Genomic DNA, 9,508 nt, shown 5'->3' with positions numbered 1-9,508 from the left:
AGGCACGGCTTGAAGTTCAGGCAGGGAGGAGGAAGTATGCAGATCAGCGGATCGCCCCAGGTCGAGTCATGCATCCAATGCAATTCCCCGGGGTTCGGCCACCACCTGCTCCTCTCCGGACCCCCGGGCGCCGGGAAAACCATGCTCGCCGAACGACTTCCCGGCATCCTGCCGCCCCTCACCCGACAGGAATCCCTCGAAGTGACCGCCGTCCACTCGGTCGCCGGCATCCTCCCGCCCGGCGAACCCCTGGTACGCCGAGCCCCCTACTGCGCCCCGCACCACTCCGCCACCATGCAATCCCTCGTCGGCGGCGGCAACGGACTCCCGCGCCCCGGCGCCGTCTCCGTCGCCCACCGAGGAGTGCTCTTCCTGGACGAAGCCCCCGAATTCACCGGCAAAGCCCTCGACGCACTCCGCCAGCCACTGGAATCCGGATACGTCGTCATCGCCCGCAGCGCCGGAGTCGTCCGCCTCCCCGCCCGCTTCCAGATGGTCGAGGCTTGTGCACGCTTGGTCAGTGACCAAGTGGCTGTACGGTCTGCGGGTGTTGAGACAAGGGGCCTGGTCAGTCCACTACAGCTCGCGGGACTTACCGCAGTCTGATCCGCAGCCCTGGCACCTGCGGATTTCCCCGGACGAGTGGGAGCTATGGCTCGATGACCTGGGCATTCCCGATGGCACGCCGTACCTGTTGTCGCCGTGCTTCGTCTACGACACGGACCTGAACTCGTACTTCCATCAGGTGAACCTCATGGAAGGTCCGCTGAACAGCCAGCTCAACCGGGCGTCGGCCCTCTGCCGGAAGCTGAACTTCCTGCACCGGAGCCGGGGCGGGAAGGACTGGCGGGACGCGACCGAGGCCGATCACACGGCCTACCACTACTGGCGTCGTCGTGATCCGCGCGGACCGCGAGTCGACGGCGACACCTGGAGCCAAGAGATCTCCCACCTGCAGCAGTTCTACGTCTACGCGAAGAAGAAGCTGTGGGTGGCGGAGGTTCCGATCCCGCAGCGCCCCCGCCGTGACGGGCATCACGACGCGAAGAAGGGCAGGCGGCACTCGAAGCCCGCCAGCACCGAGGAGACGGTGCCGGCGACCTATGCGCACGACCAGGGCGGCCAGGTCATCGAGTGGCTGCCCGCCGTTTCCTATCGCCGATGGCGGGACGTCGGTGTCCTCGGCTACGACCGCGAGGGCCTGCCCCGGGACAACTTCCGCGGTCGGTGGGCCCCGCGCAACCAGACCTTCTCCGACTCAACGGTTCGCACCGGCCTGCGGCTGGAAGAGCAGGCCAGCCGCCTCATCACGGAAGTGCCCACCGGTCCGGGCCCGGCCGGCTACAGCAAGTCCTGGCTGCCCGCGGCGATCGCGAAACGAGACTCAGCCCGCTGGGTCTATGAACCAGCCTCGGTCCGCCGGGACTTGACCGCCTACGCGATGGAGGACCGGCGATGGGTCGTGGAGGAGGCCCGGGACGCGGGCCGCTACGACAGGATCCGGCGGCCGATCATCATCTCCGATCCGGAACGGCCGCACCTGGCTCAGTACACGAGCGGCATCAACCGTGGCGAGAAGGTCGACGTCCGCCTCCTGGACCCGCGCGAGCGTCAACGGCTGCTGATCGACACCGAGGACGGCCTGGAGCCCGCGATGTTCTGGCTCGGCGAGAGCGGCATGCCGCTGTCCGTGTCGACCTGGAAGGACATGTTCACCGACGCCAATCGCAGGTGCGAGGAACAGGGCCTCGACGTCTTCGCACACGCCCACCTGCTGAGGCACACGTTTGCGGTCATCACCCTCGAACAGCTTCAGCGCGGACACATCGCTGCCCTCGGCGACATGAACCCGGCCCAACGCCTGCACTACCAGCGGATCTTCGGCGACCCCATGGACTGGGTCCGCCGCAGACTCGGACATGCCTCACAGCTGTCGACGTTGATCTATCTGCATGCCCTGCAGGAACTGGAGATGGAGACCCGCATGGCCCTGGTCCCCGACGCCTGGGAAGACCCGCGCGACACGTCGCTCGGCGTCCTCGGGGACGAGAAGCCACCGTCCGGGCTTCCCTCGGAGACGGAGGTGGCGTCGTGACACGCCGAGGCCGCGGCAGCACCGGCCCCGGTCGGCCATCCAGTCTGCCGGTGGATGGCTACGAAGCACCCCCGCAGATCCGTGAACGCCCGTCGGGCGGCCTGGTGGTCGACTTCCACGGGGATGACGACCGACGAGCGAGCTTTGACGTCGGCGGCCTGCTGATGCCCGGCTGGCACCAACTGCTGGCCGAGTCGCTCGCCTTGCGGATCGGCCCGAGCGGCGGCCCTCACACGCTGGAAGGAACCAGGAACTCATGGCGAGTCTTGGGCTGCTGGACTCGCTTCTTGGCCACGTTGGATCCGGAGCCAGCTACTCCTGGTGACCTCAAGCGGGCTCACGTCGATGCCTTCTCCACACGCTCCGACGCCTCAGAGAGCACTCGATACAGCGACATGCTCGAACTGCGGACCCAGTTCGGGGACAAGCGCCTGCACGGCCGCCTGCCCGCCGATGCCTGGGACGCCTTCAACCGGCGTCTACCCACCCCCAAGTCCACACCGGTGGGCGGCTACTCCAGCGGCGAGCTGGACCGGCTCACCGCGGCCGCCCGAGCAGACACCGCCCGCATCGTCCGACGCATCCGGGCAGGAGAACAACTCGTACGCCAATTCCACGACGACCCCGGTCAACTCACCAGCGAAAGACTGGAGTTGGCGGAGGCTCTGGCTGGGATCGCCGCCACCGGCGAGGTTCCCCCAAGACCCGGGATCCTGGAGCGTCACGAACGTCGTGAGCTTGCCTCGCACCTGTTCTTGACCTGGAACGACTTGCCGCCGCTGATGATCCTTCTGGCCCTGGTCACCGAACGGAACGGCGAGACGATCAAGGAGCTTCCCGCGAAGCACCGCATCCTGGAAGACCGCGCGGTCGAGCTCACCGTGGTCAAACGTCGACGCGGCACCAAACGATGGTTCGAGACCGCGACCTGGGAGATCGGTCCGAAGGAGCGGCAGCTGCACACAGCCGGCGGTCTCTATCTCCTCCTCTTGGAGCTCACAGACCGCAGCCGCGGCTTCAGCGGTTCCTCCGCCGCGCTGTCTCTATGGCGCAACCGCCCCCGCGGCGACCGGGGGCGGGCCGAGCACTTCGCCCCCTACGAGATCAAACTTAGTCATTGCCCCGGCCTCGGACTGTCCGCCTGGGCGGCCGGCCGCAGCCAGCCCGTGCTCGCAGATCCACCGCCCGCGAAGCGGGACGCCAAGACGAACACGGCCAAGGCCGAGCCCGCCGCCCCTGCCAAGGCGACATCCCTCACGATCACCTTCAACCAGATCAAGACCAGCGCCGATGCCCGCCGCACCAAGCAGCTCGGCGGACACCTACCGTCCTCTGCGAAGAGCAACACGGCCCAGGTTCTGTTCACGAACTACCTCAAGCCGGACGAGGCCACCCGGGAGTGGGCCGAAGAGGTTCTCACCGAAGCCCTCGCAGATGCCGAACAGGCGGCCTGGGACGCGCATGCAACCGCCGTCGGCCGACGCGGCGAACCCATCGTGATCCCGGATGCCGAATCACCGCAGCAGCTTGAAGACGCCGGCCTTGCCCCGCACACCGCCCGGGAACTTGCCAGCGGCGATCTGGACACGGCCTGGACGGCCTGCGAGGACCATGAACATCACCCGGAGACGGGAGCCCCCTGCGGAGACTCGTTCCTGGCCTGCTTCCACTGCGGAAACTGTCTGGTCACGCGGACGCATCTCCCGAAACTCCTCGGCCTGTTGAACGGCCTGGGTGCCTTGCGTGAGCGCATGAGCGAAGACGCCTGGTGGAAGCGCTACGGGCCTGCCTGGGTCGCCGTCCGGCGCGACATCCTCGCCAAGTTCACCCCGGCGGAAGTCGACAAAGTACGCCAGCAGCCCTTGCCCGACGCCCTCCTCGACCTCGTCGAAGCCCCCTGGGAACTGCCATGAGCATCGCCACCTTCGCCGCCAACCCCTCGGCCGTCACACTCAAGGACCCGTACGTCCTGCACGGCCGCCAGCTCAGGACCGGGGCTCAACTGCACGAGACCTCGCGCTACAGCGATGACATCTGGCGGATGACACCAGCCCGGCTCAAGGCCCACGAGGGCTCCCTGATCCTGAACTTCCCCACCCTTCCGCAGCGGTTCCGCCCGTCGGCGAAGCGGCTGTTCTATGCACTGCTGTCCCTGGAGCTACCGGACGGCGAGGAGCCGCCATCCGTGTCGTCCCTCAGGACCACCTTCACCGAGATCAAACGGTTCCTGAAGTGGCTTGACGGCCGGTGGCCACCAGACCGGATCGAGCTGTCTGCTCTCTCGCCCAAGGACCTCACCGACTACCGCAAGCACCTCTTGGCCCGCTTCCCGCACAACCCCGGACAACGCCAGCGGTCCCGAGCACACCTGCGACTGTTCTGGCGCTGGCGTCGGCACCTGGACGAGGACGCGCTGAGGTTCGACCCGCTCCACCTGGACGGCTGGGGCGAGTCCCAGTCGGTCAGGAGAGGGGAGAACAGCACCGACCGGCTGCCCGAAGGGGTTCTCGGCCCGCTGGTGATCTGGGCTTTGCGGTTCATCGACGACTTCGCCACCGACATCCTCAAGGCCGACCGGAGGTGGCGGGAGACCCGCGGCAAGGTCGCCACCGGCGAGTCCTCATTCCACACGAGGGTCGGAGAGCGGCTTCAGCGCCTGCTTGACGAACACATCGCCACAGGACGTCCGCTGCCCGGCTACCAAGGACAGCCCAGCGGCCTCTACTTGTCCTGGGCCTTGGCCTGCGACCGCACCTCGGTCGACCGGCACCGCCAGGCCATCGACGCCACGGCCGCCGTCGTCGGCGTCACCGACAGCTCCTTCATCGAGGACACTCAAGGGCAGCTGGACGGCGAGCCCTGGGTTCCAGCGATCACCACTCACCACACCGCCAAATACAGTCTCGCCCGCCTCAGCCGTCACTTGCAGGCCGCGTGCTATCTGGTGATCGCCTTCTTCAGCGGCATAAGAGACTCCGAGGTCAAGCACATCAAGCGGGACTGCCTCAAGACCAAGTGCGACGAGGACGGCACCCCCTACCGCTGGAAGCTCCACAGCTTGGCGTTCAAGGGCGAGGACGATATCGCGGGTGTCCCCGCAACCTGGGTCGTCAACGCCGTCGTCGCCCGCGCGATCAACGTCCTTGAACAGCTTCACCCCCCGACCCAGGACTACCTCTTTGGCCGACTTCCCCATGGCGCCGGCGGCCACAAGGGCATCAACCTGGCCCTCAGCTCCAACGCGACCAACAACCAGTTGAACGACTTCGTCGCCTTCGTGAACGTCCTCTGCTCAGAACGCAACCGCACCGACACCATCGCCGCCGGCCCTGGCCATCCGCTCAAGCTCAGGACCAGTCACTTCCGGCGCACCCTGGCCTGGTTCATCGCCCGGCGCCCCGGCGGCGTCATCGCGGGCGCCCTCCAATACCGTCACCACAGCATCCAGATGTTCGAGGGTTACGCCGGCACCAGCGACTCCGGGTTCCGCGCCGAGGTCGAAAGTGAGCAGGCGATCGCCCGCGGCGAGGTCTACATGGAAATGATCGAAGCTCACCAGCATCTCGACCTTGCTGGTCCGTCTGCGGAGGAAGCGGCCCGCAGGCTGAAGGACTTCGGTGATCGCGCACAGTTCCAAGGGCAGATCGCCCTGGACAAGCACCGCCTGAAACGGATCATGAAGCGGAATGATCCGGCGATCTATCCCGGTGAGTACATCACCTGCGTCAACGACCCCGCCAAAGCTCTTTGCGAAAAGGCCCGACGCGGCAACAGCGAAGGCTTGCCCTCACATGGCGGCTGTCTGCCGCTAGCCTGCCGCAACGTCGCCCTCACTCCCGAAAACGTCGCCGTCTGGCAACGCGAGGTCGCACGCATCGACAGACGGCTCGCCTCACGCCCCACGCTGGCGCCCCGCCTCCGGCAGCTGCAGAAGAACCGGCGAGCTGAGGTCGTCGAGTTCTTGACCAGCAACGGACAGGAGGTCGTTCCGACATGAGACGCCACGTCCCCGACCTTCCCGAAGCCTTGGTCCGCAAGCACCTCCAGGCAGTGCTGGACACCTGCAGAGCAACCAACACCCGGCCCAGTGTCCTCATGCTGGCCCGCCACCTCGACCTGAGCAACACCACTTTCCGGCGCCGCTACCCCGACATCGTCCAAGAGATTGCCGATCATCGAGCAACACCGAGTACGGCCCGGAGTAGTGGCCCGACAGAGCACGACAGACTCGTCGCCCGCAATGCCAAGCTCCGCCGCCGCAACCGCGACCTGACTTCTCAACTTGCCCTCGCCGCCGCGCTGGTTCAGAACCTATCCCTCCGCAACGAACGGCTCCAGGAGGCACTGGAGGAGGCCTCGAAGGTCACCAGCATCAACAGCCGAACCCTGCGTCGTTGAATCAGGAACAACAAGAACCTGTGCTAGGCCGCCACCGCCGTCGTGGTTGAACTCGGATCGCGGTCAACGGTCAGTTCTCAACTCCGTCCACAACCTCGCCGCCAACCCCTGCCCCTGCGGCAGGCACACCCTGCACGGAGCGGGCTGCGAATGCCCCGCCTCCATGATCCGCCGCTACCAGGCACGCCTCTCCGGCCCCCTCCTCGACCGAGTCGACCTACGCGTCGAAGTCGAACCCGTACGCCGCGAAGACCTCCTCGGCGGAGGCGGCCGCGGCGAAGCAAGCGCCGCCGTCGCCCAACGCATCCTCGCCGCCCGGGAACGCACCGCCGCCCGCCTCCACGACACCCCCTGGACCAGCAACAGCGAAATCCCCGGACACGAACTGCGCACCCGCTGGCTCACCGCCCCCGGCGCCCTCACCGGCGCCGAACGCGACATGGAACGCGGACTGCTCACCGCCCGCGGCCTCGACCGCGTGCTGCGCGTCGCCTGGACCATCGCCGACCTCGCCGGAGACGACCGCCCCGACGCGGGCCACGTCGCCCTCGCCCTGGAACTGCGCACCGGCATCTCCCGCGGCGCACCCATGCCGACCGGGAGCACCCCGTGAACACCCCGGCGGCCGGAGCCGAACGCCTCGCCAGAGCCGCCCTGACCCGCGTCATCGAACCCGGCGACGAACGCGGCGGCCGCTGGCTGCGCACCTACGGCCCCGTCGAACTGATGCGCCGCCTCACCGCACCCCAGGGCCCCGAGGACGACCTGCCCGGCGCCAGCCCCGCCCGACTCGCAAACCACCGCCGCCGGGCCGCTGCGGCCGACCCCGAACAAGACCTGGCGACCGCCGCCGCGGCAGGCGCCCGCTTCCTCGTCCCCGGCGACGAGGAATGGCCACGACAACTCGACGACCTCGCGGACGCACGCCCCGTCGGACTCTGGGCACGAGGCCACCCCGACCTGCGGATGTGGGCGCTGCGCTCGGTCGCCGTCGTCGGCGCCCGGGCCTGCACGCCCTACGGAGCCCACATGGGTGCCGTGCTCGGCTCCGGCCTCGCCGAGAAAGGCTGGGTCGTGGTCTCCGGAGCGGCCGCGGGCATCGACGGCGCCGTCCACCGCGGCACCCTCGCCGCAGGTGGAGCCACCATCGCCGTCCTCGCCTGTGGAGTCGACGTCGTCTACCCGCGCGGGCACGCCGAGTTGATCGGACGCATCGCCGAACAGGGCCTCCTCATCGGTGAATTACCGCCCGGCGACCACCCGACACCCAGCAGATTCATCCTGCGCAACCGTGTCATCGCCGCCCTCACCAGAGGAACCGTCGTCGTGGAAGCCGAATACCGCAGCGGCTCCCTCGTCACCGCCCGCGCCGCACAGAAACTCGGCCGCTACACCATGGGCGTACCCGGCCCCGCCACCAGCGGACTCTCCGCCGGAGTGCACGAACTCCTGCGCGGCGAGGGGGTCCTGGTCACCGACGCCGCGGAAGTCATCGAACTCGTCGGGGACATGGGCGAACTCGCCCCCGCCCGTCGCGGCCCCGTACTGCCCCGCGACCTCCTCGCCCCCGGCGCCGCCCGCGTACTGGAAGCCCTCCCCGCACGCGGCACCGCAGCCGCCCGCGACCTCGCCCGCGAAGCCGGCACCAGCACCGACGAAGCACTCGGCAGACTCTACGAACTCCACTCCCTCGGCTTTGTCGAACGCGTGGGCGACAGCTGGAAGTTGACCGCTGAAGCACTGCGCCCGGCAGGCGCCCGGCGAGGCGGTGCTTGACCTGGGGCATTCGGGTGACAGGGTGAGAGCCTGGTCCGAACCCGTTCCGGATCGGCCCACGGCGCGTCCAGCGTACGAGCGTGCGCGCCCAGCGCCGCGGGCCACCGGACGGGATCGGGACACAGGCACTGAAAAGGCGACGTCCACCGCGAGCCGCACGACAGCGCTTTCGGGGCCGACACCCAGCGCGGCGGCCCCCACCTGCACCTGCGCCCAGGCCCACGGGAGAGACCCCGCCCGACCTCCCGGCCTTCGCACACCGCGACAGCTCAGTCACGCTACGCTCACGAGAACCCCGACCGGAACAGCCCCCACCGCTCACGTCACAGCAGAACGGCTCAAGGCAACGCATGCCCCAGCACACCTCCGGGTCTGACCGCACGGCAGCGCCCCCCGCTGCCCGCGGCAGCGGCACAGTGCGGCCACCGGCACCCTCGTCCGTCGACGAGCTGTGGCGGTCGTACAAGGCCACCGGCGACGAGCGGCTGCGCGAGCAGTTGATCCTGCACTACTCGCCCCTGGTGAAGTACGTCGCGGGACGCGTGAGCGTGGGCCTGCCGCCCAACGTCGAACAGGCCGACTTCGTGTCCTCCGGGGTCTTCGGGCTCATCGACGCCATCGAGAAGTTCGACATCGAGCGGGCCATCAAGTTCGAGACGTACGCCATCACCCGGATCCGCGGCGCGATGATCGACGAACTCCGCGCCCTCGACTGGATCCCGCGCTCCGTACGGCAGAAGGCCCGCGCCGTGGAACGCGCCTACGCCACCCTCGAAGCGCAGCTGAGACGCACCCCGTCGGAGGCGGAGGTCGCAGCCGAAATGGGCATTGCCGTCGAGGAACTGCACGCCGTCTTCAGCCAGTTGTCCCTCGCCAACGTCGTCGCCCTCGAAGAACTGCTGCACGTCGGCGGCGAGAGCGGCGACCGGCTCAGCCTCATGGACACCCTGGAGGACACCTCCGCCGACGACCCCGTCGAAGTCGCCGAAGACCGTGAACTGCGCCGACTGCTCGCCCGCGCCATCAACACACTCCCCGAACGCGAGAAGACCGTCGTCACGCTCTACTACTACGAAGGCCTCACCCTCGCCGAGATCGGCAACGTACTCGGCGTCACCGAGAGCAGGGTGAGCCAGATCCACACCAAATCGGTGCTCCAGCTGAGGGCCAAACTGGCCGACGTCGGGCGATGAGGGACACCGGTGAACGTCCCTGCCGATAGCCCCGCCGCCCCGGCCG

Annotated in this window: 6 protein-coding genes and 2 pseudogenes; all 8 read left to right on the top strand. The window is 68.3% G+C overall.

Annotation, left to right across the window (positions count from 1 at the left end):
• A pseudogene (locus tag ACIBK6_RS34820) lies at positions 1-555 on the top strand (ATP-binding protein); the annotation flags it as partial.
• Positions 521-2,095: an integrase gene (locus ACIBK6_RS34815; protein WP_399056234.1), complete on the top strand. Its 1,575-nt coding sequence runs from the start codon at positions 521-523 to the stop codon at positions 2,093-2,095. The pseudogene ACIBK6_RS34820 and the gene ACIBK6_RS34815, both read left to right, overlap by 35 nt.
• Before the next feature lie 50 nt (positions 2,096-2,145).
• Positions 2,146-4,008 carry a hypothetical protein gene (locus ACIBK6_RS34810; RefSeq protein WP_399056223.1) on the top strand — a complete coding sequence of 621 codons (1,863 nt, stop codon included), beginning with the start codon at positions 2,146-2,148 and terminating at the stop codon, positions 4,006-4,008.
• Positions 4,005-6,092, top strand: a complete 2,088-nt coding sequence (locus ACIBK6_RS34805) for a hypothetical protein (protein ID WP_399056221.1) — start codon at positions 4,005-4,007, stop codon at positions 6,090-6,092. Before ACIBK6_RS34810 ends, ACIBK6_RS34805 begins: the two co-directional genes overlap by 4 nt.
• Positions 6,089-6,493 (top strand): hypothetical protein, encoded by a 405-nt coding sequence (locus ACIBK6_RS34800; RefSeq protein WP_399056219.1) that lies wholly within the window; start codon positions 6,089-6,091, stop codon positions 6,491-6,493. Before ACIBK6_RS34805 ends, ACIBK6_RS34800 begins: the two co-directional genes overlap by 4 nt.
• Positions 6,494-6,587: 94 nt before the next feature.
• Positions 6,588-7,106, top strand: a pseudogene (locus ACIBK6_RS34795) (ATP-binding protein); the annotation flags it as partial.
• Entirely contained in the window at positions 7,103-8,269 is a 1,167-nt protein-coding gene (dprA, locus tag ACIBK6_RS34790) for a DNA-processing protein DprA (RefSeq protein WP_399056217.1), read from the top strand. The pseudogene ACIBK6_RS34795 and the gene dprA, both read left to right, overlap by 4 nt.
• Before the next feature lie 350 nt (positions 8,270-8,619).
• Positions 8,620-9,462 carry an RNA polymerase sigma factor WhiG gene (whiG, locus tag ACIBK6_RS34785; RefSeq protein ID WP_053727942.1) on the top strand — a complete coding sequence of 281 codons (843 nt, stop codon included), beginning with the start codon at positions 8,620-8,622 and terminating at the stop codon, positions 9,460-9,462.
• The last annotated feature ends 46 nt before the right edge of the window (positions 9,463-9,508 follow it).

It is taken from the genome of Streptomyces sp. NPDC050485 (genome assembly GCF_044458185.1).
Taxonomy (GTDB): domain Bacteria; phylum Actinomycetota; class Actinomycetes; order Streptomycetales; family Streptomycetaceae; genus Streptomyces.
The sequence above is the reverse complement of the archived record's forward strand: the minus strand, read 5'-3'. Positions and strand labels throughout refer to the sequence as shown.